Source organism: Chitinibacter sp. SCUT-21 (assembly GCA_041874755.1).
GTDB lineage: Bacteria > Pseudomonadota > Gammaproteobacteria > Burkholderiales > Chitinibacteraceae > Chitinibacter.
In genome coordinates this window covers 1,508,168-1,530,593 of the sequence record CP102611.1, presented here as the reverse complement: position 1 = coordinate 1,530,593, position 22,426 = coordinate 1,508,168, and the positions used below count along the sequence as shown (strand labels likewise).

General features: G+C 46.0%; 35 protein-coding genes. 26 read left to right on the top strand and 9 right to left on the bottom strand.

Going from position 1 to position 22,426, the window contains the following annotated elements; genetic code table 11:
- The first annotated feature begins 3 nt into the window (after positions 1-3).
- From rplB to NT239_06930, 25 genes are all read left to right on the top strand, one after another.
- Complete coding sequence (rplB, locus tag NT239_07050; protein ID XGA72571.1) at positions 4-837, top strand: 50S ribosomal protein L2; 834 nt, start codon at positions 4-6, stop codon at positions 835-837.
- 6 nt (positions 838-843) lie between these two features.
- Complete coding sequence (gene rpsS / locus NT239_07045; GenBank protein XGA72570.1) at positions 844-1,119, top strand: 30S ribosomal protein S19; 276 nt, start codon at positions 844-846, stop codon at positions 1,117-1,119.
- 9 nt (positions 1,120-1,128) lie between these two features.
- On the top strand, positions 1,129-1,458 hold the full coding sequence (gene rplV, locus NT239_07040) for a 50S ribosomal protein L22 (protein ID XGA72569.1): 330 nt from the start codon (positions 1,129-1,131) through the stop codon (positions 1,456-1,458).
- A gap of 10 nt (positions 1,459-1,468) precedes the next feature.
- A complete protein-coding gene (rpsC, locus tag NT239_07035) occupies positions 1,469-2,173 on the top strand; it encodes a 30S ribosomal protein S3 (GenBank protein ID XGA72568.1) in 705 nt (234 codons plus the stop codon).
- On the top strand, positions 2,157-2,573 hold the full coding sequence (gene rplP, locus NT239_07030) for a 50S ribosomal protein L16 (GenBank protein XGA72567.1): 417 nt from the start codon (positions 2,157-2,159) through the stop codon (positions 2,571-2,573). The genes rpsC and rplP overlap by 17 nt, the downstream gene beginning before the upstream one ends.
- Entirely contained in the window at positions 2,573-2,761 is a 189-nt protein-coding gene (rpmC, locus tag NT239_07025; protein XGA72783.1) for a 50S ribosomal protein L29, read from the top strand. The genes rplP and rpmC overlap by 1 nt, the downstream gene beginning before the upstream one ends.
- Position 2,762: 1 nt before the next feature.
- Positions 2,763-3,026 (top strand): 30S ribosomal protein S17, encoded by a 264-nt coding sequence (gene rpsQ / locus NT239_07020; GenBank protein XGA72566.1) that lies wholly within the window; start codon positions 2,763-2,765, stop codon positions 3,024-3,026.
- A gap of 194 nt (positions 3,027-3,220) precedes the next feature.
- Positions 3,221-3,589, top strand: coding sequence for a 50S ribosomal protein L14 (gene rplN, locus NT239_07015; protein XGA72565.1), 369 nt, complete (start codon positions 3,221-3,223; stop codon positions 3,587-3,589).
- Positions 3,590-3,601: 12 nt separating this feature from the next.
- Positions 3,602-3,922, top strand: a complete 321-nt coding sequence (gene rplX, locus NT239_07010; GenBank protein XGA72564.1) for a 50S ribosomal protein L24 — start codon at positions 3,602-3,604, stop codon at positions 3,920-3,922.
- Positions 3,923-3,933: 11 nt separating this feature from the next.
- A complete protein-coding gene (rplE, locus tag NT239_07005; GenBank protein ID XGA72563.1) occupies positions 3,934-4,473 on the top strand; it encodes a 50S ribosomal protein L5 in 540 nt (179 codons plus the stop codon).
- A gap of 7 nt (positions 4,474-4,480) precedes the next feature.
- Positions 4,481-4,786, top strand: coding sequence for a 30S ribosomal protein S14 (gene rpsN / locus NT239_07000; protein XGA72562.1), 306 nt, complete (start codon positions 4,481-4,483; stop codon positions 4,784-4,786).
- 15 nt (positions 4,787-4,801) lie between these two features.
- Positions 4,802-5,194, top strand: a complete 393-nt coding sequence (gene rpsH, locus NT239_06995; GenBank protein XGA72561.1) for a 30S ribosomal protein S8 — start codon at positions 4,802-4,804, stop codon at positions 5,192-5,194.
- 12 nt (positions 5,195-5,206) lie between these two features.
- The gene (gene rplF, locus NT239_06990) at positions 5,207-5,740 is read left to right on the top strand and encodes a 50S ribosomal protein L6 (GenBank protein XGA72560.1); all 534 of its coding nucleotides are present in this window, start codon (positions 5,207-5,209) and stop codon (positions 5,738-5,740) included.
- A gap of 13 nt (positions 5,741-5,753) precedes the next feature.
- Complete coding sequence (rplR, locus tag NT239_06985; GenBank protein XGA72559.1) at positions 5,754-6,107, top strand: 50S ribosomal protein L18; 354 nt, start codon at positions 5,754-5,756, stop codon at positions 6,105-6,107.
- A gap of 14 nt (positions 6,108-6,121) precedes the next feature.
- Positions 6,122-6,637: a 30S ribosomal protein S5 gene (gene rpsE / locus NT239_06980; protein ID XGA72558.1), complete on the top strand. Its 516-nt coding sequence runs from the start codon at positions 6,122-6,124 to the stop codon at positions 6,635-6,637.
- Positions 6,634-6,819, top strand: a complete 186-nt coding sequence (gene rpmD, locus NT239_06975) for a 50S ribosomal protein L30 (GenBank protein ID XGA72557.1) — start codon at positions 6,634-6,636, stop codon at positions 6,817-6,819. The genes rpsE and rpmD overlap by 4 nt, the downstream gene beginning before the upstream one ends.
- A gap of 1 nt (position 6,820) precedes the next feature.
- Entirely contained in the window at positions 6,821-7,255 is a 435-nt protein-coding gene (gene rplO / locus NT239_06970) for a 50S ribosomal protein L15 (protein ID XGA72556.1), read from the top strand.
- Positions 7,256-7,295: 40 nt separating this feature from the next.
- The gene (secY, locus tag NT239_06965) at positions 7,296-8,588 is read left to right on the top strand and encodes a preprotein translocase subunit SecY (protein ID XGA72555.1); all 1,293 of its coding nucleotides are present in this window, start codon (positions 7,296-7,298) and stop codon (positions 8,586-8,588) included.
- Between the two features lie 257 nt (positions 8,589-8,845).
- Complete coding sequence (gene rpmJ / locus NT239_06960; protein ID XGA72554.1) at positions 8,846-8,959, top strand: 50S ribosomal protein L36; 114 nt, start codon at positions 8,846-8,848, stop codon at positions 8,957-8,959.
- 58 nt (positions 8,960-9,017) lie between these two features.
- Positions 9,018-9,380, top strand: coding sequence for a 30S ribosomal protein S13 (gene rpsM, locus NT239_06955; GenBank protein ID XGA72553.1), 363 nt, complete (start codon positions 9,018-9,020; stop codon positions 9,378-9,380).
- Positions 9,381-9,395: 15 nt separating this feature from the next.
- The gene (rpsK, locus tag NT239_06950; protein ID XGA72552.1) at positions 9,396-9,788 is read left to right on the top strand and encodes a 30S ribosomal protein S11; all 393 of its coding nucleotides are present in this window, start codon (positions 9,396-9,398) and stop codon (positions 9,786-9,788) included.
- Between the two features lie 13 nt (positions 9,789-9,801).
- Positions 9,802-10,425, top strand: coding sequence for a 30S ribosomal protein S4 (gene rpsD, locus NT239_06945; protein ID XGA72551.1), 624 nt, complete (start codon positions 9,802-9,804; stop codon positions 10,423-10,425).
- 33 nt (positions 10,426-10,458) lie between these two features.
- Positions 10,459-11,442: a DNA-directed RNA polymerase subunit alpha gene (gene rpoA / locus NT239_06940; protein ID XGA72550.1), complete on the top strand. Its 984-nt coding sequence runs from the start codon at positions 10,459-10,461 to the stop codon at positions 11,440-11,442.
- A 26-nt stretch (positions 11,443-11,468) separates the two neighbouring features.
- Entirely contained in the window at positions 11,469-11,849 is a 381-nt protein-coding gene (gene rplQ / locus NT239_06935) for a 50S ribosomal protein L17 (GenBank protein XGA72549.1), read from the top strand.
- A 68-nt stretch (positions 11,850-11,917) separates the two neighbouring features.
- Positions 11,918-12,742, top strand: coding sequence for a symmetrical bis(5'-nucleosyl)-tetraphosphatase (locus NT239_06930; protein XGA72548.1), 825 nt, complete (start codon positions 11,918-11,920; stop codon positions 12,740-12,742).
- Here the strand turns inward: NT239_06930 and NT239_06925 are convergent.
- The 9 genes from NT239_06925 to ccsA all read right to left on the bottom strand — a co-directional run bounded on the left by NT239_06925 (position 12,693) and on the right by ccsA (position 20,924).
- Positions 12,693-13,466, bottom strand: a complete 774-nt coding sequence (locus NT239_06925) for a 1-acyl-sn-glycerol-3-phosphate acyltransferase (GenBank protein ID XGA72547.1) — start codon at positions 13,464-13,466, stop codon at positions 12,693-12,695. The genes NT239_06930 and NT239_06925 overlap by 50 nt on opposite strands.
- A 58-nt stretch (positions 13,467-13,524) precedes the next feature.
- Complete coding sequence (locus NT239_06920; GenBank protein XGA72546.1) at positions 13,525-14,274, bottom strand: GNAT family N-acetyltransferase; 750 nt, start codon at positions 14,272-14,274, stop codon at positions 13,525-13,527.
- Positions 14,275-14,466: 192 nt separating this feature from the next.
- A complete protein-coding gene (locus NT239_06915) occupies positions 14,467-14,664 on the bottom strand; it encodes a DNA gyrase inhibitor YacG (GenBank protein XGA72545.1) in 198 nt (65 codons plus the stop codon).
- On the bottom strand, positions 14,661-15,419 hold the full coding sequence (gene zapD, locus NT239_06910; GenBank protein ID XGA72544.1) for a cell division protein ZapD: 759 nt from the start codon (positions 15,417-15,419) through the stop codon (positions 14,661-14,663). The genes NT239_06915 and zapD overlap by 4 nt, the downstream gene beginning before the upstream one ends.
- A 25-nt stretch (positions 15,420-15,444) precedes the next feature.
- On the bottom strand, positions 15,445-16,071 hold the full coding sequence (coaE, locus tag NT239_06905; GenBank protein ID XGA72543.1) for a dephospho-CoA kinase: 627 nt from the start codon (positions 16,069-16,071) through the stop codon (positions 15,445-15,447).
- Positions 16,072-16,074: 3 nt separating this feature from the next.
- Positions 16,075-16,935 (bottom strand): A24 family peptidase, encoded by an 861-nt coding sequence (locus NT239_06900; GenBank protein XGA72542.1) that lies wholly within the window; start codon positions 16,933-16,935, stop codon positions 16,075-16,077.
- Complete coding sequence (locus tag NT239_06895) at positions 16,935-18,158, bottom strand: type II secretion system F family protein (protein ID XGA72541.1); 1,224 nt, start codon at positions 18,156-18,158, stop codon at positions 16,935-16,937. Before NT239_06895 ends, NT239_06900 begins: the two co-directional genes overlap by 1 nt.
- A gap of 17 nt (positions 18,159-18,175) precedes the next feature.
- Positions 18,176-19,882 (bottom strand): type IV-A pilus assembly ATPase PilB, encoded by a 1,707-nt coding sequence (gene pilB / locus NT239_06890; GenBank protein XGA72540.1) that lies wholly within the window; start codon positions 19,880-19,882, stop codon positions 18,176-18,178.
- Positions 19,883-20,117: 235 nt separating this feature from the next.
- Entirely contained in the window at positions 20,118-20,924 is an 807-nt protein-coding gene (gene ccsA, locus NT239_06885) for a cytochrome c biogenesis protein CcsA (protein ID XGA72539.1), read from the bottom strand.
- A gap of 81 nt (positions 20,925-21,005) precedes the next feature.
- Here ccsA and ffh point away from each other — a divergent pair, with 81 nt between their 5' ends.
- Positions 21,006-22,349, top strand: coding sequence for a signal recognition particle protein (gene ffh / locus NT239_06880; GenBank protein XGA72538.1), 1,344 nt, complete (start codon positions 21,006-21,008; stop codon positions 22,347-22,349).
- Positions 22,350-22,426: the final 77 nt, after the last annotated feature.

The following is a 22,426-nucleotide window of genomic DNA, read 5'->3' as shown; positions in this document are numbered from 1 at the left end:
GAAATGGCTTTGGTTAAAGTAAAACCGACATCACCAGGTCGCCGCGCGGTTGTTAAAGTTGTTAGTCCTGATCTCCATAAAGGTGCTCCTTATGCTCCTTTGTTGGTGAAAAAGTCTAAAACTGGCGGCCGTAATAATAATGGTCATATCACTACACGCCATATTGGTGGTGGTCATAAGCAGCATTATCGTTTGATCGATTTCCGTCGCAATAAAGATGGTATCGTTGCTAAAGTTGAGCGTCTTGAGTACGACCCAAATCGTACAGCAAATATTGCTTTGCTTTGTTATGCAGACGGTGAGCGTGCTTACATTATTGCACCTAAAGGCTTGTCAGCTGGTATGTCTGTGGTTTCTGGCTCTGATGCACCAATTAAAGTTGGTAATGCATTGCCGATCCGTAATATTCCTGTTGGTTCGACGATCCATTGCATTGAGTTACAGCCTGGTAAAGGCGCTCAATTGGCTCGTTCAGCTGGTACTAGCGTTCAATTGTTGGCTCGTGAAGGTGCTTATGCTCAATTGCGTTTGCGCTCGGGTGAGATTCGCAAGGTGCACGTAGATTGCCGCGCAACTATTGGCGAAGTTGGCAATGGTGAGCATAGCCTGCGCTCGTACGGTAAGGCTGGTGCTAAGCGCTGGTTGGGTATTCGTCCTACTGTTCGTGGTACTGCAATGAACCCTGTTGATCACCCACACGGTGGTGGTGAAGGTCGTACAGGCGAAGGTCGCGTGCCAGTTAGTCCGTGGGGTCAACCTACTAAGGGCTATCGCACTCGTCGTAACAAGCGTACGAACAATATGATTGTCCGTCGTCGTTTCGCGAACAAGGGGTAATGCAACATGGCACGTTCCGTGAAAAAAGGTCCTTTCGTTGACCTGCACTTGCTGAAGAAAGTTGAAACCACTCGTGCTAACAACGATAAGCGTCCAGTTAAAACTTGGTCGCGTCGTTCTACTATCTTGCCAGATTTTGTTGGCTTGACTATTGCTGTGCATAACGGCAAGCAGCACATTCCTGTGTACGTGAATGAAAACATGGTTGGCCATAAATTGGGCGAGTTCGCGTTGACTCGTACATTTAAAGGTCATGCCGCGGACAAAAAATCCAAGCGATAAGGTGAAGAAATGCAAGTATCTGCTGTACTAAGCAACACTCGCCTCTCAGCTCAGAAAGCGCGTCTTGTCGCAGACCTCGTTCGTGGCAAGCCCGTAGAGCAGGCGCTGAATATTCTGGCCTTCTGCCCTAAAAAGGGTGCAGTTTTGATCAAGAAGGTTCTTGAGTCGGCTATCGCCAATGCCGAGCACAATGAAGGTGCCGATATCGACACACTCAAAGTGAAAACGATTTATGTGGACAAAGGTCCTTCTTTAAAACGATTCTCTGCGCGCGCTAAAGGCCGTGGTAATCGTATTGAGAAGCAAACTTGCCACATTACTCTCACTGTTGGCGATTAAGGAGCGACTCATGGGTCAGAAAATTCATCCAACAGGTTTTCGTTTACCTGTAACAAAAAACTGGTCTTCTCGTTGGTACGCCAACAGTGCTAATTTCGCTAAGATGTTGAATGAAGACATCGAAGTGCGTGATTTCTTGAAAAAGAAATTGGCCGGTGCTGCTGTTAGTCGTGTCGTTATTGAGCGTCCAGCTAAAAATGCTAAAGTTACCATTTACTCGGCTCGTCCAGGTGTTGTAATTGGTAAAAAAGGCGAAGATATTGAGCAGTTGAAGGCTCAGTTGCAAAAAATCTTGAACGTGCCTGTGCATGTGAACATCGAAGAAGTGCGCAAGCCTGAAATCGATGCGCAAATCATTGCTGATAGCATCACTGCTCAGCTTGAAAAGCGCGTTATGTTCCGTCGTGCCATGAAGCGTGCAATGCAAAATGCAATGCGTCTTGGTGCTCAAGGTATCAAGATTATGTCTTCAGGTCGTCTGAATGGTATCGAGATTGCGCGTACTGAATGGTATCGTGAGGGTCGTGTGCCTTTGCATACTTTGCGTGCGGATATCGATTACGCAACATCTGAAGCTAAGACTACCTACGGTATTATCGGCGTAAAAGTTTGGGTGTATAAGGGTGATGTTAAGCCAGGTGAAAAATCTGCTGCTGAGCCTGTAGAAACTCAGAAGAAACCACGTAAGGGGCCTCGCAATGCTGCAGCCAACTAGACTCAAATTCCGTAAGGTCCAAAAGGGCCGCAATACAGGTATCGCTACTCGCGGTAACACAGTTGCATTCGGCGAGTTTGGTCTGAAAGCAACTAGCCGTGGTCGTTTGACTGCGCGCCAAATTGAATCTGCTCGTCGTGCTATTACGCGTTATATCAAGCGTGGTGGCCGTGTGTGGATTCGTGTGTTCCCAGATAAGCCAATTTCTACTAAACCAGCTGAAGTTCGTATGGGTGGGGGTAAGGGTTCTCCTGACTACTACGTAGCTGAAATTCAGCCTGGTAAAGTTTTGTATGAATTGAATGGTGTGTCAGAAGAGATTGCACGCGAGGCCTTCCGTTTGGCTTCTGCTAAGCTTCCTTTTGCTGTGACCATGGTTTCTCGCCAAGTGGGGCAATGATGAAAGCGACTGAACTGCAACAGAAATCCGTTGAAGAGCTGAAGGGCGAATTGACGGCGCTGCTGAAAGCCAAGTTTAGCCTTCGCATGCAGCATGCGACCGGCCAATTGGCTAACACAAGCGAACTCAAGCGTGTGCGTAAAGATATTGCGCGCGTTCTTACCGTTCTCACTCAGAAGGCTGCCTAATATGAGCGAAGCTAAACTCAAGCGTACGCTGACTGGTCGAGTGGTTAGCAATAAAATGGATAAGACTGTAACTGTTCTTGTTGAGCGTTTGGTTAAACACCCACTCTACGGCAAGATGGTTCGTCAATCTAAAAAATACCATGCGCACGATGAGTCGAATCAATACGCTGAAGGCGATGTTGTGACGATTGAAGAGTGCCGTCCATTGTCTAAGACTAAATCTTGGGCTGTAACTGGCCTGGTAGAAAAAGCACGCGTTATTTAATTTCGATTAAATAACGTATACTGCTTGCGCGGGCATTCTAACTTGTGTAGAATGCCCGTTTTCCTTGCGTGTCATGCTTGCGTGGTGCGCTGTTTTCCCATCGGGATCCAAAACTGGCCACTCTTGGCTCGGTTCATCCGGGCACCTGGTTGAACCAGGCTAATCAGGTGGATTAAGTTGGAGGTTTGTTCTAAATGATTCAAATGCAATCAAAGCTAGAGGTTGCTGATAACACTGGTGCACGTTCAGTTATGTGTATCAAAGTGTTGGGTGGCTCTAAGCGTCGTTATGCATCTGTTGGTGACATCATTAAGGTGAGCATCAAGGATGCGGCCCCTCGCGGACGCGTGAAGAAGGGTGATGTATACAACGCCGTAGTTGTTCGTACTGCTAAAGGTGTTCGTCGTGCTGATGGCGCGTTGATTAAGTTCGACGGTAATGCTGCTGTTCTTCTTAATGCAAAACTCGAGCCAATCGGTACTCGTATCTTCGGGCCAGTTACGCGTGAATTGCGTACTGAGCGCTTTATGAAGATTGTATCGCTTGCGCCAGAAGTTTTATAAGAGGAATCCAGTATGAATAAGATTCGCAAAGGCGATGAAGTTGTAGTTCTCACTGGCAAAGATAAAGGTAAGCGTGGCACTGTTGTGCGCGCACTGCCTGCTACTGATCGTGTTGTTGTTGAAGGTGTTAACGTTGTTAAGAAGCACCAGAAGCCTAATCCAATGCGCGGTGTGCAAGGTGGTATCGTTGAGCTGACTATGCCAGTTCACGTATCTAATGTTGCTATTTTCAATGCTAAGACTGGTAAAGCAGACCGTGTTGGCTTCAAGACTCTTGAAGACGGCAAAAAAGTTCGCGTTTTCAAGTCTAGCGGCGAAGTTGTCGGCGCCTAAGGGGAATTACAATGGCTCGTTTTCAAGAAGTATATGAAAGCAAGATCGTTCCTGAATTGGTAAAACAATTTGGCTACAAATCAGCTATGCAAGTACCGCGTATTGAGAAAATTACAATCAATATGGGTGTTGGCGAAGCAGTTGCAGATAAAAAAGTAATGGAGTTTGCTGTTGGCGACATGCAGAAAATCGCAGGTCAAAAGCCAGTAGTGACAAAATCGAAAAAATCGATCGCAGGTTTTAAAATTCGTGATGGTTACCCAGTTGGTTGCAAGGTAACTTTGCGTCGTGAACGTATGTACGAATTCTTAGATCGTTTGGTGACGATTGCACTTCCACGTGTACGTGACTTCCGTGGTGTTGGTGGCAAATCTTTTGATGGCCGCGGCAACTTCAACATGGGCGTTAAAGAGCAGATCATCTTCCCGGAAATCGAGTACGATAAGATTGATGCTTTGCGTGGCATGAACATTACCATTACGACTACGGCTAAGACTGATGAGGAAGCGCGCGCATTGCTCGCAGCCTTTAAGTTCCCGTTCAAGAATTGAGGCGATCATGGCAAAACTTGCACTGATTAATCGTGAAGCTAAGCGTGCGGCAGTAGTTGCTAAATACGCAGCAAAACGCGAAAAACTTCTGGTCATTATTAACGACCAAAGTGCGAGCGAGGAAGATCAATTCCAAGCTCGTTTGAAACTCCAGCAGTTGCCACGTAATTCTTCACCTGTACGTTTGCACAACCGTTGCAAATTGACTGGTCGTTCGCGTGGTGTATATCGTAAGTTTGGTCTTGGCCGTAGCAAGTTGCGCGATCTCGCTTTCAAAGGCGAAATCCCGGGTCTTGTTAAAGCAAGCTGGTAATAGGAGAGAAATAACATGGCAATGCATGATCCTATCGCCGATATGCTGACTCGTATTCGCAATGCTCAGCGCGCTGATAAAGCTTCGGTAGTAATGCCATCTTCTAAGTTGAAGGTTGCAATTGCAAAAGTACTGCATGAAGAAGGTTATGTTGAATCGTTCGTTGTAAGTGGTGAGGTTAAGCCAGTTTTGACGATCGAATTGAAATACTACGCTGGTCGCCCAGTTATTGAGCGTCTCGACCGTGTTTCAAAACCAGGCTTGCGTGATTATCGCGGTACTAGCGACATCCCAAGTGTGATGAATGGTCTTGGCGTGGCGATTCTGTCCACTTCCAAGGGTGTGATGACCGACCGCAAAGCGCGTGCCAATGGTATTGGTGGCGAGTTGCTGTGCATCGTTGCTTGATGAGGTGTCACAATGTCTCGCGTAGCTAAAAATCCGGTTGCAATTCCAGCTGGCGTCGAAGTAAAACTCGGCCAAGGCAAAATTGAAGTTAAAGGCCCGCAAGGTACTTTATCTCATCCAGTTGTTTCTGAGGTTGCAGTAGAGGTTAAAGACGGTTCTGTCGTTTTTGCGGCTAATGGCAATAGCAAGTTTGCTCGCTCAATGTCTGGTACATTGCGTGCACTGGTGAACAACATGGTGGCGGGTGTAAACAAAGGCTTCGAGCGTAAATTGACGCTTGTAGGTGTTGGTTACCGTGCCCAAGCTCAAGGTGATGTGCTGAATTTGTCTTTGGGTTTTTCGCACCCAGTAGCGCATCAAATGCCCGCAGGTATCAAGTGTGAGACTCCGTCTCAGACTGAGATCATCTTAAAGGGTGCCGATAAACAACTTCTTGGCCAAGTAGCAGCTGAAATTCGCGCTTACCGTTCTCCAGAGCCTTATAAAGGCAAGGGTGTTCGTTATGCTGATGAAGTGGTTGTTATCAAAGAAACCAAGAAGAAGTAATCGAGGCTAAATTATGGATAAGAATCAAAGCAGACTTCGCCGTGCACGTAAAACCCGTGCCAAGATTGCGGAGCTCAAGGTCGTGCGTCTGTCTGTGCATCGTACCAATAGCCATATTTACGCTCAGATCATTGATGAGACTGGCAGTAAAGTTTTGGCTTCAGCTAATACACTTGAAGCAGCTCTGCGTTCTGAAGTTAAGAATGGCGGTAACGTTGCTAGTGCGGTAGCTGTTGGTAAGCTGATTGCTGAAAAAGCAAAAGCAGCTGGTGTTCAAAACGTTGCTTTCGATCGCTCAGGTTTCCAATACCACGGCCGCGTTAAGGCGTTGGCTGAAGCGGCTCGTGAAGCTGGCCTCGTCTTCTAATTGGAGTTCAAATAATGGCTAAGAACGAAATGGAAGATCGTCAGGACGGCCTTCGTGAGAAGATGGTAAGCGTTAATCGCGTTACTAAAGTCGTTAAAGGCGGTCGTATCCTTGGTTTTGCTGCTCTTACTGTCGTTGGTGATGGTGATGGTGGCGTTGGTATGGGTAAGGGCAAGTCTAAAGAAGTGCCTGTAGCTGTACAAAAAGCGATGGAAGAAGCTCGTCGCAAGATGGTTAAAGTTAATCTGCGGAACGGGACTGTGCAACATACAGTATTCGGTAAGCATGGTGCTACAACCGTATTTATGCAGCCTGCTCCTGAAGGTACTGGTATCATTGCTGGCGGCCCTATGCGTGCGGTTTTTGAAGTTATGGGTATTCATAACATCACTGCTAAATGCCATGGCTCAACAAACCCATACAATATCGTACGTGCAACATTAGATGGTTTGTCTAAATTGCATACACCGGCTGAAATTGCTGCTAAACGCGGCAAGTCAGTTGAAGAGATTCTTGGGGGTGCACAATGAGCGACGTTAAAACAATTAAAGTGACTTTGGTTAAAAGCTTGATTGGTCGCCTTGAGTCGCACAAAGCCTGCGCTCGTGGTTTAGGTCTTCGTAAAACAAACAGCTCTGCTGTTGTTATCGATACACCTGAAAACCGTGGTATGGTTAACAAGATTAGCTACTTGCTAAAGGTTGAGGGTTAAAATGGAACTGAATACTTTAACTCCTGGCGTTGGTGCTAAGCACTCTAGCAAGCGTGTTGGTCGTGGTATCGGTTCGGGTTTGGGTAAAACTTGCGGCCGTGGTCACAAAGGTCAAAAGTCACGTTCTGGTGGTTTCCATAAAGTAGGTTTTGAAGGCGGTCAAATGCCTTTGCAACGCCGCTTGCCAAAACGTGGTTTCAAATCTTTGGCTCAAGGCAAAAATGCAGAAGTGACTCTGTCTGAGTTGCAAGCGTTGCCAATCACTGAAATCGACATGCTTAGCTTGGTTCAAGCTGGTTTGATTTCTCAGCATTCTATTAGCTGCAAAGTTGTATTGTCTGGTGCGATTGAAAAAGCTGTAACATTGAAAGGTGTTTTGGCTACTAAGGGCGCTAAGGCTGCGATTGAAGCTGCTGGTGGTTCTGTTGGTGAGTAATAATTCTTAAAGGTTAAGGCAGAACGTGGCAAATCCCGCAATGGCTGGTTCAGCAAGTAAATTTGCTGATCTAAAAAAACGTATTTGGTTTGTTGTTGGTGCATTGATTGTCTACCGTATCGGTGCGCACATACCTGTTCCAGGGATTAACCCTGTTGAGCTAGCAAACTTGTTCCAGTCTTCGCAGACCGGCTTGTTAAATATGTTTAACATGTTTTCCGGTGGTGCTTTGTCACGCTTTACCGTGTTTGCTATTGGTATCATGCCGTATATTTCGGCGTCGATTATCATTCAGTTGGCTGGTGAGGTGCTGCCTAACCTTAAGCAATTAAAGAAAGAAGGTGAGGCTGGGCGCCGTAAATTAACGCAATATACTCGTTACTTTACCGTCCTCCTTGCTACTGCACAGAGCTTCGGTATTGCCCTGATGCTATTCAAGCAACCAAATTTGGTTGTTATGGATCAATGGTTGTTTGTTGCTGTAACAATGGTTTCTTTAGTTACAGGTACGATGTTCTTGATGTGGCTTGGTGAGCAAATCACCGAGCGTGGTATCGGTAACGGTATTTCAATTATTATTTGCGCAGGTATTGCCTCTGGGGTTCCTTCTGCGATTGGTAAGACTTTGAGTCTAACGTCTCAAGGTGCTCTGCCTATCCTATTGGTGCTGTTTCTGTTCGTTGGCGTGATTTTGCTAACTGCTGCAGTGGTATTTGTAGAGCGTGGTCAACGTAAAGTTCCGATCCAGTACGCAAAACGTCAAGTAGGCAATCGTTTGATGCAGGCTCAAAGTTCACATTTGCCTTTGAAGCTGAATATGGCTGGTGTGATTCCGCCGATCTTCGCTTCTTCGATCATCCTATTTCCAGCGACAGTGTTGTCGTGGACCGGCAATAGTGAGCATTTCTCTTGGCTGAAGACTATTGGTGATAAATTGCACCCTGGTCAGCCGCTTTATGTGCTGTGTTACGCTGCTGCTATTATCTTTTTCTGTTATTTTTATACTGCGCTTGTATTTAATCCACGTGAAACAGCAGAGAATTTGAAGAAGAGTGGTGCTATGGTTCCTGGTTATCGCCCTGGTGACCACACTGCTAAGTACATTGAAAAATTGATTATGAAACTAACTCTGATCGGCGCTGTGTATATTACGCTGGTTTGCTTGATCCCAGAGTTCTTGATTTTGAAGTGGAATGTCCCATTCTATTTTGGTGGTACTTCTCTGCTAATCTTGGTTGTTGTTACGATGGATTTCATGGCTCAGATGCAGTCATATGTTCTGTCGCACCAATACGATAGCCTGCTCAAGAAGGCTAATTTTAAAGGTTCGTAAATCTAGTTGTTAAGCTTCAAAACTTATTTTTGCGAAGCATGAATGGAAAAGATCTTAATTGATTAAGATCTTTTCTTTTATCGGACGTGTGGCTGCTGTTTTTTCTTTTCTAGTTTTGATTCACGTGTTATAGTCGTGGGCTTTACTGGAATTCGATTGTGCTGGTTTTGGTGCAATTGTCAAAAACAGTAGTTGCAACGTGTTCCAGTCAATGATTTTGTTGGCTGGGATTTTACTTTGTTCTCAAAGGATAGACCATGAGAGTTCAAGCATCGGTCAAGAAAATCTGCCGTAACTGCAAAATTATCCGTCGCAATCGTATTGTGCGTGTAATTTGTACTGACCCACGGCACAAGCAGCGTCAAGGCTGATTGAGTCAATCGGCTATTGGTGTTAAAATCCACCACTTTTTAACCTGGGGTAAGAAGTATGGCCCGTATTGCTGGGGTTAACATACCTAATCATCAGCATACTGTGATCGGTCTTCAGGCTATTTACGGTATTGGTCAAACTCGCGCTAAAGCGATTTGTGCTACTACTGCAATTGAGCCAAGCAAGAAAGTTAAAGATCTCAGTGATGTTGAACTTGAAAAACTACGTGACGAAGTAGGCAAATTCACTGTTGAAGGTGATCTGCGTCGTGAGGTAACTATGAGCATCAAGCGCCTTATGGATCTTGGTTGCTATCGTGGTTTCCGCCATCGCAAAGGCCTGCCAGTTCGCGGTCAGCGTACTAAGACAAATGCGCGCACTCGTAAGGGTCCTCGCAAGTCTATCGCTGGCAAGAAGTAATTAAGGACATAAATTATGGCTAAAGCAAACACAGCTCGTGTACGTAAGAAAGTCAAAAAGAGTGTGTCTGAAGGAATCGTGCACGTTCACGCTTCTTTCAATAACACGATCATTACCATCACTGATCGCCAAGGCAATGCTTTATCTTGGGCTACCTCGGGCGGTGCTGGTTTCAAAGGCTCTCGTAAAAGTACACCTTTTGCTGCACAGGTTGCCGCAGAAGCAGCTGGTAAAGTTGCCCAAGAATATGGTGTTAAAAACCTAGAAGTACGCATCAAGGGTCCGGGTCCTGGTCGTGAATCTTCAGTGCGTGCTTTAAACGCATTGGGCTTCAAGATCACTAGCATCTCGGATGTGACGCCTGTTCCGCACAACGGCTGCCGTCCTGCGAAAAAGCGTCGTATCTAATTCGGAGTAAGAAATGGCTCGTTATATTGGACCCAAGTGCAAACTTGCACGCCGCGAAGGCACGGATCTGTTCTTGAAAAGCGCACGTCGTTCGCTCGACAGTAAGTGCAAGCTGGAACAAGCCCCAGGCCAGCATGGCGCTAAGAAAAATACGCGTCTGTCGGACTACGGCGTTCACCTGCGTGAAAAGCAGAAGATCCGTCGCATTTACGGCGTTTTGGAGCGTCAGTTCCGCCGTTATTTTGAAGAAGCAGCTCGCCGCAAAGGTTCAACTGGTGAAAATCTGTTGAAATTGCTCGAGTCTCGTCTCGATAACGTTGTATATCGTATGGGATACGGTTCTACTCGTTCCGAATCTCGTCAACTCGTTTCCCACAAAGCGATTACCGTAAATGGCAACGTAGTTAATATCCCTTCTTTCCAAGTGAAGGCGGGTGATGTTGTTGCTGTACGTGAAAAAGCTAAGAAGCAAGTACGTATTCAGGAAGCTTTGAGCTTGGCTGAAGGCATTGGCTTCCCAAGCTGGGTACAGGTTGATTCTAAAAAAATGGAAGGCGTGTTCAAAAACATGCCAGAGCGTTCAGATCTGTCTAGCGATATCAATGAATCGTTAGTAGTTGAATTCTACTCCAAGTAATAACCTGAACCGGTTGGCAAGGGATACTGACTTATGCAAATCAATGCAAACGAGTTGCTCAAACCGCGCATCATCGATGTGCAAGCTCTGGCTCAAGCTCACGCTAAAGTCGTTATGGAGCCGTTTGAGCGCGGTTATGGCCATACTCTCGGTAATGCACTACGCCGAATCCTTCTTTCTTCAATGGCTGGTTTTGCCCCAACTGAAGTTAAGATTGAAGGTGTTGTGCACGAATATTCCGCTTTGGATGGCGTGCAGGAAGACGTTGTCGATATCCTGTTGAACCTGAAAGGCGTTGTGCTGAAGCTGCATGGTCGGGAATCAGTCACTCTGACCCTCTCTAAAGAGGGTGAGGGTGTCGTCAAGGCTTCCGACATTCAGTTGCCACATGATGTTGAGGTAATTAATCCTGATCATGTGATTGCACATCTGTCTGCTGGTGGCAAGTTAAGCATGGATATTACTGTTGAGAAAGGTCGTGGCTATCAGCCAGCTCCTTCTCGTCAGAATAAAGATGAGGGTCGTTCTATTGGAACGATTATTCTGGACGCATCGTTCAGTCCAATTCGCCGTGTAAGCTACCAAGTGGAAAGTGCTCGTGTAGAACAACGCACTGATCTTGATCGTTTGATTATCGACATTGAAACCAACGGTGTGATCGAGCCAGACGAAGCAGTTCGTCAAGCCGCTCGTATGTTGATCGACCAGCTTGGCGTTTTTGCTGATCTGGAAGGTACGCAAGAAGAAAAAGTTGTTGAGCCACAAGTAACTATTGATCCGATTCTGCTTCGTCCAGTTGATGATCTTGAGTTGACCGTGCGTTCAGCAAATTGCCTGAAAGCGGAAAACATTTATTACATCGGTGATTTGATTCAGCGCACAGAGACAGAGCTACTTAAGGCTCCTAATCTCGGTCGTAAATCACTCAATGAGATCAAAGAAGTGCTGGCTTCGAAAGGGCTTAGCCTTGGCATGCGCCTTGAAAACTGGCCTCCGGCTGGCTTAGACAAGCCTTAAGCTGGTACTAGCAAAGGAATTGACAAATGCGTCATCGTCTTTCTAATCGTAAATTAAATCGCACGTCGAGTCATCGTCTTGCGATGCTTCGCAACTTGGCTAACTCCTTGTTGAAGCACGAAGTAATCAAAACAACTTTGCCAAAAGCGAAAGAACTTCGCCGTGTAGCAGAGCCACTGATCACTCTGGGTAAAAAACCATCTTTGGCTAATCGCCGTTTGGCTTTTTCTCGTACACGTGATCGTGATATCGTAGTTAAGCTGTTTGACGTTTTAGGTCCGCGCTATGCTGCTCGTAACGGTGGTTACCTGCGTATCCTGAAATGTGGCTTCCGTGTTGGCGACAACGCTCCTATGGCATACGTAGAGCTGGTTGATCGTCCAGAAGAAGTTGAAGCTGCTGAGTAATTATTACTCAACTGAAAAACCGGCCTTTAGGTCGGTTTTTTTTTGTGTGCGATATTAAAGATTCGATTATGGCAAATTATGTGATTGGTGATGTTCAGGGGTGCTACGACGAATTACAGGCTTTATTGCTTAAGATTCAATTTGATCCTCTCTGTGATCATTTGTATTTTGTGGGTGATTTAGTCAATCGTGGTCCTGAGTCGTACAAAGTGATAAAGTGGGTCTACGAATACCGATGTTGTGCCTCGACTGTCTTAGGTAATCACGACTTGTTTCTGTTGGCCTGCTGGCTTGGCTTTGCAACTCCGCGCAATGGCGACACGATTGGTGAAATCTTAGAGGATGAGCACGCTGAGCTATATTTAGAATGGTTGATTCAGCAGCCCTTATTGCTGCAGTTAGACAATGCAATCATCGCCCACGCAGGAATTTATCCTTTCTGGTCTCAAGAACAAGCAATCAAGCGGGCGTTTAAAGCTCAAAAGCTGTACTCTGGCATTGATCGCCATCGCTGGTTTTCCGTTATGTTTGGAAATCGACCCGACTTTTGGGATAAGTCACTCAGTGATTCTGAAAAGTTTAGATTCACAATAAATGCATTTACAAGAATGCGATTTTTGGATGGGAAAACCATTGATTTAAAGTATAAAGGCGAGCTAATAGGTGCACCTACTGCTCTTATTCCGTGGTTTTCTGTGCACAATACAGCACCCAAGAAAAGAATTTTTTTTGGCCACTGGTCAGCACTTGGACTTCAAGTCAATGATAGCTATGTTTGTCTGGATACTGGTTGTATTTGGGGTGGGCAAATGACGGCTTATTGCCTTGATACTGATGAGATCTTTAGTATTTCTGCTCGACGTGCTTATCAATCAATTGCTGGTGAAAACTGAGATGAGCCTCATGTAATTGCGCTTTAACCGCTGCGCTAATACTTGCTCTATCATGTTCGTGTACTTTAATTGCAGGCATGAAGCGAATATGCACTTCGGTATTTTGATTGCCTAGCAGTTTATTCAAAGACTGTAGAAACGTCATATCATCTACATATGCCGGCACTTCGCTGTGTTTGCCCTCATCGTCAAGATAGTTTAGATAGATTGCTTGTACATGACCTTGGCTGGTAACAATTGATTGTAATAGTGAAGTCTTCAGTGGTTTCAGATAGGTGCCATCGGTTGTCGTACCTTCGGGGAAGAAGGTTACACACTCACCATTCTGTAAGCATTCAGTTATTGCATCGTTTACTCTTTTTGTATCCTTTATCTTTTCACGCTGAATGAAAAACGTCCCGGCTCCCACGCATAGCCTATTAATTAGAGGCCAGCTCTGAATGTCGGCCTTCGCAATGAATCGAGAGGCATAAATCGTGTTCAGTGCAAAAATATCAAACCATGAAATATGATTAGATAGAAACATATAGTTGCTAGGGATTGTGGGCGGTACTTTGCCTTTGACGATGACCTTAACTCCTAAAATTTTGGTTAATTTTTTTGACCAGTTGCGAATTAATTCGGCTTTTTTTTCAGTGCCGTGTTTGTTGATAACAAAAGTAATGATGAAAAGTCCGACGCCAAGGTGGGAAATAAGCTTGGAGGTACGAAGTAGTTTGCGCATGACTCTTGGCGTGGTTGGCAATTAAGGGCGTATTTTAACTTAGCTTTTTGTGTTTTGGTCAGCGTCCAAAATGTTTCGCATAGCGTCGACTGATATGTTGCCTTGGAAGTAGGAGCAAAAAATCGGCGGTATTAAAATATGGATCCCAAGCAGGTTCACCGCACAGCATTGCTCCCGCACGAATATAGCCTTTAATTAATGCAGGGATTTCAACCTGCAGTGTCGAGTTTAGCTCTTTGATTGGTAGCGGTGTGCGCGGAAAAACACGCCATTCGATTGGTGATAGGGCCTGTTTGGCAAGTTTGTCGTATAGGCTGCAAGCAGTATGCCCCCCATCCTTTAGAGTGACCGAGGCGCAACCCATCATATATTGGTAGCGATTTTTTTCCATGTATTGGTTCAGCGCATTCCACAATAAGGCGATAGTGGTGCCTGTGCGATAGTCTGGATGTACACAACTGCGCCCTAACTCAACAATATTGCTGCGAATATTGTTCAGGCGCGTTAGATCAAATTCCGTGTCAGAGTAATAGCTGCCAATTCGTTGCGCTTGATGCGGCGCGAGTATTCGATAAGTACCGATGACTTGCCCATTATTCTCATCAATGGCAATGAGATGGTCGCAATAAGGGTCAAATAAATCTTGATCGAAACCTGGTTCTTTGCAATTTAAATTGGCGTGCATTTCCTCCGCAAAAATTTGATAACGTAAAGCTTGTGCTTGACGTATTTGCCGTGGATTGTCTGCGATGCAGACTGTAATGCTTTTGTGAGGGCTGCGGTGAGCGTGTTCCAGACCTGTGTGCATAAAAAATCCTCCATTTGGATGACTCTTAAGCTACTGCGGCGCTGTGACTATGCTATTACACTGAGGTGATATTCTTGTTTCAACTGCTTTTTTATGGAGTGCTTGATTTTAGGGTGGGCTGTGGCGGTTGGGTATCTATCTGTGAGCCAATGCAAATAATGGCCTGGTATTAATACTGTCAAGGGTATTTAACTATTGATAATCGATGCTGTCGATTGTATTTGCAGTATTATTTTGCTCAGGGATGCGATAACTTTCATTAGCCCATTCGCCTAAATCAATCATTTTGCAGCGTTCGCTGCAAAAAGGCCTAAACAAGTTTTGGGGTGAATAGGCGCATACTGCCGCACACGTAGGGCACTTAACCATCGGTTGCTGTGTTTTGATCATAGGTTGCAATAACTGAGGGTAAAGTCGATATCGGCATCGACAACTTTAGCGCGCTCGCCGCTGGTGGATGGAACGATGAAGCGGATGTTGATGGCATAACGATTTGCGGATAGTTCAGGTACTGCCGGCAGATCGTTCGGGAGCGATACCTTCAGCAGCTGTACGACTTTGCCACCAGACATCTGCTGAAAGCTGCCGTTTTTTGCTGTGAAATGGTTGCTTTTCGCTGAGTCGCGGAGCAGTTTTAAAACAATGTCGAGGCCATTTTTAATGGGCAATAGCGGACTTAACCAGCGCTCAAGATCGCCACGGCGACGGTCCGAAGATTGCTTGCGCCAGTAGTGGTATGAAGGTAGGTCAAACTCACAAACGCCGCCTGGGATGGATACACGTTGTTTGATACTCATTAGCCATTCATTTTCCCGAAGATATTGCCCAAATTTTCCCGTCATTTCTAACAGACGGCCATGGGTGGTTTCAATTTCATTCAGTACTAAATCGAGCGCATCTTCAGAGATGTGAGGGTTGTTCCGTAGGCTAGCTAAGGTTTGGCGTTGGCGTTCTAGCTCTTGTAATAAATCTGATTTTAAATCAGCGCGGCTTGCTACCTCCATGATCTCAAAAATCCCGAGCAATGCCATGTGGTGATCAAGCGCATCATCGCGAGCTGCTAACTTGGCCGTGCGCACGTATAGCTCTTCCAGGCGCAATAATGTCCGGATGCGCTCATTGATAGGGAATTCATAGCTAATCACTGTGCTAGGGCCTAAATAGGAGATTTCAAAATTGCGATGCTGTATTTGTGCTTAGTGTATTACAACGATCCCGAAGCAACGAATCAATAGTAATGACCTGTTGCTCTAATGATGCCAACGAGCCGTTATTGTAAATCAAGTGGTGGGCTTGTTGTCGGCGTTCTGCATCTGTTAATTGATTATTTATTATTGCTACCACACCTTCGTGGGTTAAGTGACTGCGCTGCATGACTCGCGCAATCCGCACTTCTTGCTCGCATTCCACTGTGATGGTTTGCTGGCATAGATTTTTAAATGCGGCATTCTCGAAAAGTAATGGCACCATCAGAATTTGGTAGCTATCTGTGGTGTACTCGTTTAGCTCTTGGATGCATTTAGCTAAAATTTTTGGATACAAAATGGATTCAAGTACTTTCTTTTTGTTTGGATTGGTGTGTATTTCTTGCCTCAGCCATGCTCGATTGAGTGCGCCATCGGCATTCAGGCAATTCGTACCAAAGTGAGCGGAAATCGCGGTAAGTATTGGCTGATCTGCCTGGGTTAATTGGTGGCTAATTAGGTCGGTATCGACAATGTGTATACCTAATCGAGCAAAGTACTCTGCTGCAGTGCTTTTGCCGGAGCCGATTCCGCCTGTGAGTCCAACGATCATTGCTTAAAAACCGTACAGCATCTGAGTGATATCTTTGCCCCATATTAGCGCTAATAAGCCGGCTATTCCAAGATATGGCCCGAATGGCATCGGCTTGTTCCATCCGCGTTTTGCACCTGCGATCATAATGATGCCAATTACTGCCCCACTAAATGAAGAGAGCAGAATAATTGCTGGCAGCATGCTAACTCCTAGCCAGGCTCCGAGGGCGGCGAGTAATTTGAAGTCCCCGTAGCCCATTCCTTCTTTGCCTGTGGCAAGTTTAAATGCCCAGTATATGCTCCAAAGACTTAAATACCCTGCTATTGCGCCATATACTGAACTTGTTAGATCTGTAAAAATACCTTGTGTGTTGAAGAGCACCCCCAACCAAAGTAAGGGGAGCGTGATGGCATCTGGCAATAAATAAGTATCTGCATCAATCAGTATTAATGAAATAAGAGCCCAGCTAAACAAAAGTGCTCCAAATAGCTGCAAGCTAAAACCAAAATGCCATGCGAGCCCTCCCGAGACTAGGGCTGTAGCTAATTCAACTAAGGGGTAGCGCTTGCTAATTGGTGCTTTGCATTGGCTGCATTTGCCCCGTAGTAGTAGCCAGCTGACGACTGGAATATTTTCCAGCGCAGTAATTTGATGTTCGCAAGTTGGGCATGCGGAACGTGGGATTGCTAGATTGTATGTTGTAAAAGGGATGGTCGATTGTATTGATTCCCCCTCCTGAAGCACTGAGCATTCTTGGCGAAAGCTGTTTTCAATCATGATTGGTAGTCGATGGATGACCACGTTGAGAAAGCTGCCAACAAATAAGCCTAGTAGAGCTGTGCAAACAATCAAATAACTTGGATTTGTCAAAATTTCAAACATTAGCCTACCGCCGCGCCCATTTTGAAGATTGGTAGGTACATTGCAACAACAAGCCCCCCGATTAGTGTGCCAAGAACGACCATAATGATCGGCTCCATTAAACTTGATAGCGCTTCTACTGCATTATCGACCTCCTCTTCAAAGTAGTCGGCGACTTTGCTTAGCATTGCGTCCAGTGAGCCTGACTCTTCCCCAATTGACGTCATTTGCAAAACCATATTTGGAAATACATTGGCATTCTGCATGGCGCTAGTCAAGCTTGTGCCAGTGCTAACTTCCGATTGTATTTTCTGGGTTGCTAATTTGTAGACGATATTCCCTGATGCGCCTCCTACCGACTCAAGCGATTCAACCAGCGGGACGCCGGCAGCAAACATCGTTGCTAAAGTTCTAGTCCAACGGGCAATGGTCGCATTGCGAACAATTTCGCCAAAAATGGGGAGTTTTAGTAACAACCTATCCATAAAGAATTGAATTTTTTCAGATTTTTTCCAGGCTTGGAGAAAAAGATAAATGCCTCCAAAAATTCCGCCAAAAATGATGTACCAGTAATCAACAAAGAAGTCGGAAATGGCCATGACTAAGAGTGTCGGCCCAGGTAGGTCGGCGCCAAAGCTGGAGAAAAGTTCTTTAAAGGCTGGAATCACAAAAATCATAATCACCGCCGTGATAACGAAGGCCGCAACAATGACTGCCGTAGGATAAAACATCGCTGACTTGATTTTCTTTTTAACGGCCAGAATTTTTTCTTTATAAGTGGCAAGGCGTGCTAGAAGGGCATCTAAAATACCGGCCTGCTCCCCTGCCTGTACAAGATTGCAGTACAGGTTGTCGAACTGATTGGGGTGTTTTCTAAAGGCTTGTGTTAGTGAAGACCCGGTTTCAATATCGGTCTTGATTTCCATTAGTAGCTTGGTTACTGATGGATTGCTATGGCCTTTGGCTACAATGTCGAAGGCTGTTAGCAGGGGTACGCCAGACTTTAGCATGGTGGCGAGTTGGCGTGTAAACATGGCAATATCAAGCTCAGTGATCTTTCTGCCGGCGCCAAGACGAACTTTTTTTACACTTGTAACGTTGATCCCTTGGCGTCGCAGGGTGCTTTTGACTACATTTTCACCGCTTGCGCGCATCTCGCCTTTAACAATTTTATTAGTTCTATCTTTACCTTCCCAGCGAAATGCAAACTCTTTGGCTGCGGGACTTTTTGCTTTAACGGCCATTTTATTTCTATCCTTTCTTATACGTTTGTTACAGCCATGATTTCTTCGAGGGAGGTGAGTCCTTGACGTACTTTTCTTAGTCCTGCCTCACGTAGGCTGAGTACGCCTTCTTTTCGGGCTTGGTCGGCAATATCAATGGCATTCCCATGATTCATGATGAGACGATTAATTTCATCGCTAATCGGCATGACTTGATAAATGCCAACTCGACCTTTATAGCCTGTGTTTTTGCATAGTTCACAACCCACTGGCCCATAGGGTTGCCAGGTGTCGTCTAGTTCTTCTTGCTGAAAGCCTGCATCTAGCAGTGCTTGCGCCGGAATATCGACATGTTTTTTGCAACTGCATAGGCGTCGTGCAAGCCGTTGTGCCGTAATCAGTATTACGGAGGAAGCAATATTGAATGGCTGGATGCCCATATTCAACATCCGCGTTAACGTAGTTGGTGCGTCGTTAGTGTGGAGCGTTGAGAACACCATGTGGCCAGTCTGGGCTGCTTTAATTGCAATGTCCGCTGTTTCAAGGTCGCGAATCTCACCGACCATAATGATGTCGGGGTCTTGGCGCAGGAACGCTTTTAGCGCGGCAGAAAAGGTTAGCCCAGCTTTATCATTTACATTGACTTGATTGATGCCTGGCAAGTTAATCTCAGCAGGGTCTTCTGCTGTCGAGATGTTAATGTCTGGCTTATTCAGTAAATTGAGGCAGGTGTAAAGTGACACGGTTTTGCCTGAGCCGGTGGGCCCGGTCACTAGTACCATGCCATATGGACGCTGGATGGCATCTAAAATCAGTGCTTTTTGATCGGGATCATAGCCGAGCGCATCGATCCCGAGCGTGGCAGAAGAGGGGTCCAAGATCCGCATTACGATTTTTTCGCCATGCATGGTCGGCAATGTCGAAACACGGAAATCAATTGCACGAGACTTGGATAAAACTAACTTCATCCGTCCATCTTGTGGGATTCGTTTTTCTGAAATGTCGAGCTTAGAGATTACCTTGATCCTGGAGGAGATTTTTTCCTTAATGGCTAATGGGGGTTGTGCAACCTCACGTAAAACGCCATCAATGCGAAATCTAATTCGATAGAATTTTTCAAAGGGCTCAAAATGAATGTCGGAGGCGCCACTATTGATGGCATCCATTAGCATTTTTTGCAGGTACTTAACCACTGGCGCATCATCAATCTCCTGCCCCATTTGGGTTTCAGCTGCTGTTGGTTCTTGTTCTCCACCATCGAGCGCTAAATCTGCCTCGTCAATTACCATGTCTTTCAGATTTGCGCCGGTAGCTTCGATGGTTTTGTTGAGCAAAATAATCAACTTATTGTCTTCGACAATAATTGGCTCAACTTGTGAGTTGGTTTGGAAGCGAACCTTTTCTACTGCCTCAAGATTGGTAATGTCAGAGAGGCCAATAAAGAGTTTTGTGCCGCGCTTGAATAGCGGAACAAGGCGCTGTGTGCGCATTACATTGTTATCAAGAACGCCTTGCGGGAGGTAGCTTGAATCAATTCGATCGAGGTCTAGTAGCGGATAGCCAAAAGTCTGTGCTGAAAACTCAGCAACCTCGCGTGCAGTGAGTTTTTTACTTTGAGTTAGCTGCTCAATAAAAGTGCTTTTGTTGCTTATGGCCGCCGATTGCAGGGCTTCTGCGTCGGTCTCACTTAGGCGTCCGTGCTGTACTAATAAGCGAGCTAAGCCAGAAATTTGCGGGGTGCTCATAACAAAAAAATCACTCCAGTGGGATCATTGATAGTATGAAACGCCTTGAATTTTTGGTCTATGAGCGGCGTTATATCAATTTAATATCTACTCTAGTCTAGCAGATGAAAATCGAAAGCGCGGTATCCCAGATCATTTTGCCGCCTGAGTGTTGCGCAACGCACTTAATTGTTAGTACTTGCTAATATTGTCGCTGTGGGTTGAGTTTTAGTAGGGGGTTGGTGGGTATGTCTTGCTAGCCCTTTGCTAATATGGTCTCTAGCACTATACGTGTTCCAATGTACCCCAGGAATAAAACGGAGAATGCCGCAAGGGTCCAGTTGGCTACTAAACGCCCCCGCCACCCTGAAAGCCAGCGACCCAACAAAAGGGAGCCAAAAAGTATCCACGATAGTAGTCCGAATACTGTTTTGTGTGACACAGTAAATACTGTGCCATAGCTTTGTTGGTTAAATACTCCGCCGGCGATCAGTGTGAGGGTGAGTAGGGCGAATCCAACGGATATCGTGCTAAATAAAAGCTTCTCGAGGGTTAAAAGTGGTGGTAGGTTTTGGCTGAGTAGTTTGCGGGCGTGGTGATGTAAGGTGCTGTCGGTAATGCGCATTAAAATGGCGAGGCCTGCAGCAATGAATAATAAACTCTGAGCTAGCATGGCAAAAATAAAATGCAATCGGGAAAGGGTGGATTGCACGTAAGTAATGCTGTGCCCTTGTGGTAGTAAGAGTGATAGCGCCATAAAGGCAGAAACGAATGCAAAAAGTGGTGGTTCTAGTCCAGTCAGGTTCCAACGTATTTTACTGAAGCAATAGATGGCTATTGCCAGCCAGGCGGTTAGTGATAATGCTTCGGCAGCGCCAAAAAATGTCGGAGTCTGTAGGGCTGTACTAGCAACGATCGAGCCGTGCATGGCGATGGCCAATGCGAGTAGCAAGTTGGCGATTAAAGGGTGAAGCGCGCGTTTGCCTGCGAGGCGAGTTTGGCAAAAATGCCAACCTAGCAGTAGATAAATAAATAAAGAAAGAGGCCCAAGCAAAGTCAGCACGGCATTTAGGGTAAAATGGAAAGTAATTAAGTCTAACAGAGTGGGTGCCGCTACGGCATCTGTCGATCAAGGAAACGTTGCATGTTTGAAAACTTGTCTGGCCGCTTAGGTGGCGTAGTAAAAACATTACGAGGCCACTCGCGTCTGACCGAAGACAATATTAAAGACGCGTTGCGTGAAGTGCGCATGGCTTTGCTTGAGGCGGATGTGGCGCTGCCGGCGGTGAAGCAGTTTATTGCTGATGTGAAGGTGCGTGCGGAAGGGAAAGAGGTTGTTGGTAGCTTGACGCCTGGTCAGGCCGTGATTGGCGTGGTGTATGAAGAGCTAACCAAGTTGATGGGCGCGCAAAATGATGCGCTTAATTTGGCCGCTCAGCCGCCTGCTGTGGTGTTGATGGCGGGTTTGCAAGGTGCGGGTAAAACGACGACCTCGGGTAAGTTGGCCAAGTTACTTAAAGAAACGCAAAAGAAAAAAGTATTGCTGGTTTCTACTGACGTTTATCGCCCCGCGGCGATTGAGCAGTTGAAAACTTTGGCGGGCCAGCTGCAGGTGGAGTGGTTCCCATCCGATGTGTCACAAAAACCAGTTGATATTGCGAATGCAGCCATTGATTACGCAAAAAGGCATTTCTTTGATGTATTGATCGTCGATACGGCCGGTCGCTTGGCAATTGACGAAGCGATGATGCAGGAAATTAAGGCGCTTCATGCTTCGGTCAAGCCAGTTGAAACGCTGTTTGTTGTTGATGCGATGCAGGGTCAAGACGCGGTGAATACTGCGCAGGCATTTAATGAGGCGCTGCCATTGACTGGTGTGGTGTTGACCAAGATGGATGGCGACTCTCGTGGTGGTGCTGCGCTCTCGGTGCGTCATGTAACGGGTAAGCCGATTAAATTCTTGGGTACTGGTGAAAAGCTAACAGGGCTTGAGCCATTCCATCCTGACCGGATGGCCAGTCGCGTGCTTGGTATGGGTGATGTGCTGTCTTTGATTGAAGACGTGCAAAATACCGTCGATGAAGCTGAAGCGCTGAAAATGATGAAGAAGATGAAGTCTGGCAAAGGCTTCGATCTTGAAGATTTTAAAACCCAAATTCAGCAAATGAAAAAAATGGGTGGTATGGCTGCCTTGATGGATAAATTGCCGGGGCAGTTGAGTGCAATGGCTGATAGTCAGGTAACTGATAAGGCGGTCACGCGCATCGAGGGGATTATTAACTCAATGACGCCGCTAGAGCGCCGCAAGCCGGAGTTGCTCAAGGCTAGCCGTAAACGCCGGATTGCTGCAGGTGCGGGGGTGACGGTGCAGGAAGTGAATCGACTGTTGAAGCAGTTTGAGCAGACGCAGAAGATGATGAAGCAGTTCTCGGGTGGTGGTATGATGAAAATGATGCGTGGCCTCAAGGGCTTAATGCCGGGGATGTAATCGCCGTTTGTACGGTGTATTTGGATATGGTCTTGCAGTCGCTGCTAAATTCTGGCATGATTGCGAGCTTATTTTTA

Excerpts from the sequence above, each read along its gene's own strand:
- rpsQ (XGA72566.1), top strand. The coding sequence starts at position 2,763 with ATGAGCGAAGCTAAACTCAAGCGTACGCTGACTGGTCGAGTGGTTAGC.
- rplF (XGA72560.1), top strand. The coding sequence starts at position 5,207 with ATGTCTCGCGTAGCTAAAAATCCGGTTGCAATTCCAGCTGGCGTCGAA.
- rpsK (XGA72552.1), top strand. The coding sequence starts at position 9,396 with ATGGCTAAAGCAAACACAGCTCGTGTACGTAAGAAAGTCAAAAAGAGT.
- NT239_06930 (XGA72548.1), top strand. The coding sequence starts at position 11,918 with ATGGCAAATTATGTGATTGGTGATGTTCAGGGGTGCTACGACGAATTA.
- rplX (XGA72564.1), top strand. The coding sequence starts at position 3,602 with ATGAATAAGATTCGCAAAGGCGATGAAGTTGTAGTTCTCACTGGCAAA.
- rplB (XGA72571.1), top strand. The coding sequence starts at position 4 with ATGGCTTTGGTTAAAGTAAAACCGACATCACCAGGTCGCCGCGCGGTT.
- NT239_06900 (XGA72542.1), bottom strand. The coding sequence starts at position 16,935 with ATGTTTGAAATTTTGACAAATCCAAGTTATTTGATTGTTTGCACAGCT.
- NT239_06895 (XGA72541.1), bottom strand. The coding sequence starts at position 18,158 with ATGGCCGTTAAAGCAAAAAGTCCCGCAGCCAAAGAGTTTGCATTTCGC.
- rpsS (XGA72570.1), top strand. The coding sequence starts at position 844 with ATGGCACGTTCCGTGAAAAAAGGTCCTTTCGTTGACCTGCACTTGCTG.
- rpmD (XGA72557.1), top strand. The coding sequence starts at position 6,634 with ATGAGCGACGTTAAAACAATTAAAGTGACTTTGGTTAAAAGCTTGATT.
- secY (XGA72555.1), top strand. The coding sequence starts at position 7,296 with ATGGCTGGTTCAGCAAGTAAATTTGCTGATCTAAAAAAACGTATTTGG.
- rplQ (XGA72549.1), top strand. The coding sequence starts at position 11,469 with ATGCGTCATCGTCTTTCTAATCGTAAATTAAATCGCACGTCGAGTCAT.
- rplO (XGA72556.1), top strand. The coding sequence starts at position 6,821 with ATGGAACTGAATACTTTAACTCCTGGCGTTGGTGCTAAGCACTCTAGC.
- coaE (XGA72543.1), bottom strand. The coding sequence starts at position 16,071 with ATGATCGTTGGACTCACAGGCGGAATCGGCTCCGGCAAAAGCACTGCA.
- rpmC (XGA72783.1), top strand. The coding sequence starts at position 2,573 with ATGAAAGCGACTGAACTGCAACAGAAATCCGTTGAAGAGCTGAAGGGC.
- rpoA (XGA72550.1), top strand. The coding sequence starts at position 10,459 with ATGCAAATCAATGCAAACGAGTTGCTCAAACCGCGCATCATCGATGTG.
- rpsE (XGA72558.1), top strand. The coding sequence starts at position 6,122 with ATGGCTAAGAACGAAATGGAAGATCGTCAGGACGGCCTTCGTGAGAAG.
- rpmJ (XGA72554.1), top strand. The coding sequence starts at position 8,846 with ATGAGAGTTCAAGCATCGGTCAAGAAAATCTGCCGTAACTGCAAAATT.
- rplN (XGA72565.1), top strand. The coding sequence starts at position 3,221 with ATGATTCAAATGCAATCAAAGCTAGAGGTTGCTGATAACACTGGTGCA.
- rplE (XGA72563.1), top strand. The coding sequence starts at position 3,934 with ATGGCTCGTTTTCAAGAAGTATATGAAAGCAAGATCGTTCCTGAATTG.
- rpsH (XGA72561.1), top strand. The coding sequence starts at position 4,802 with ATGGCAATGCATGATCCTATCGCCGATATGCTGACTCGTATTCGCAAT.
- rpsC (XGA72568.1), top strand. The coding sequence starts at position 1,469 with ATGGGTCAGAAAATTCATCCAACAGGTTTTCGTTTACCTGTAACAAAA.
- rpsD (XGA72551.1), top strand. The coding sequence starts at position 9,802 with ATGGCTCGTTATATTGGACCCAAGTGCAAACTTGCACGCCGCGAAGGC.
- pilB (XGA72540.1), bottom strand. The coding sequence starts at position 19,882 with ATGAGCACCCCGCAAATTTCTGGCTTAGCTCGCTTATTAGTACAGCAC.
- rpsN (XGA72562.1), top strand. The coding sequence starts at position 4,481 with ATGGCAAAACTTGCACTGATTAATCGTGAAGCTAAGCGTGCGGCAGTA.
- NT239_06920 (XGA72546.1), bottom strand. The coding sequence starts at position 14,274 with ATGCACACAGGTCTGGAACACGCTCACCGCAGCCCTCACAAAAGCATT.
- NT239_06915 (XGA72545.1), bottom strand. The coding sequence starts at position 14,664 with ATGATCAAAACACAGCAACCGATGGTTAAGTGCCCTACGTGTGCGGCA.
- rplP (XGA72567.1), top strand. The coding sequence starts at position 2,157 with ATGCTGCAGCCAACTAGACTCAAATTCCGTAAGGTCCAAAAGGGCCGC.
- ffh (XGA72538.1), top strand. The coding sequence starts at position 21,006 with ATGTTTGAAAACTTGTCTGGCCGCTTAGGTGGCGTAGTAAAAACATTA.
- NT239_06925 (XGA72547.1), bottom strand. The coding sequence starts at position 13,466 with ATGCGCAAACTACTTCGTACCTCCAAGCTTATTTCCCACCTTGGCGTC.
- rpsM (XGA72553.1), top strand. The coding sequence starts at position 9,018 with ATGGCCCGTATTGCTGGGGTTAACATACCTAATCATCAGCATACTGTG.
- rplV (XGA72569.1), top strand. The coding sequence starts at position 1,129 with ATGCAAGTATCTGCTGTACTAAGCAACACTCGCCTCTCAGCTCAGAAA.
- rplR (XGA72559.1), top strand. The coding sequence starts at position 5,754 with ATGGATAAGAATCAAAGCAGACTTCGCCGTGCACGTAAAACCCGTGCC.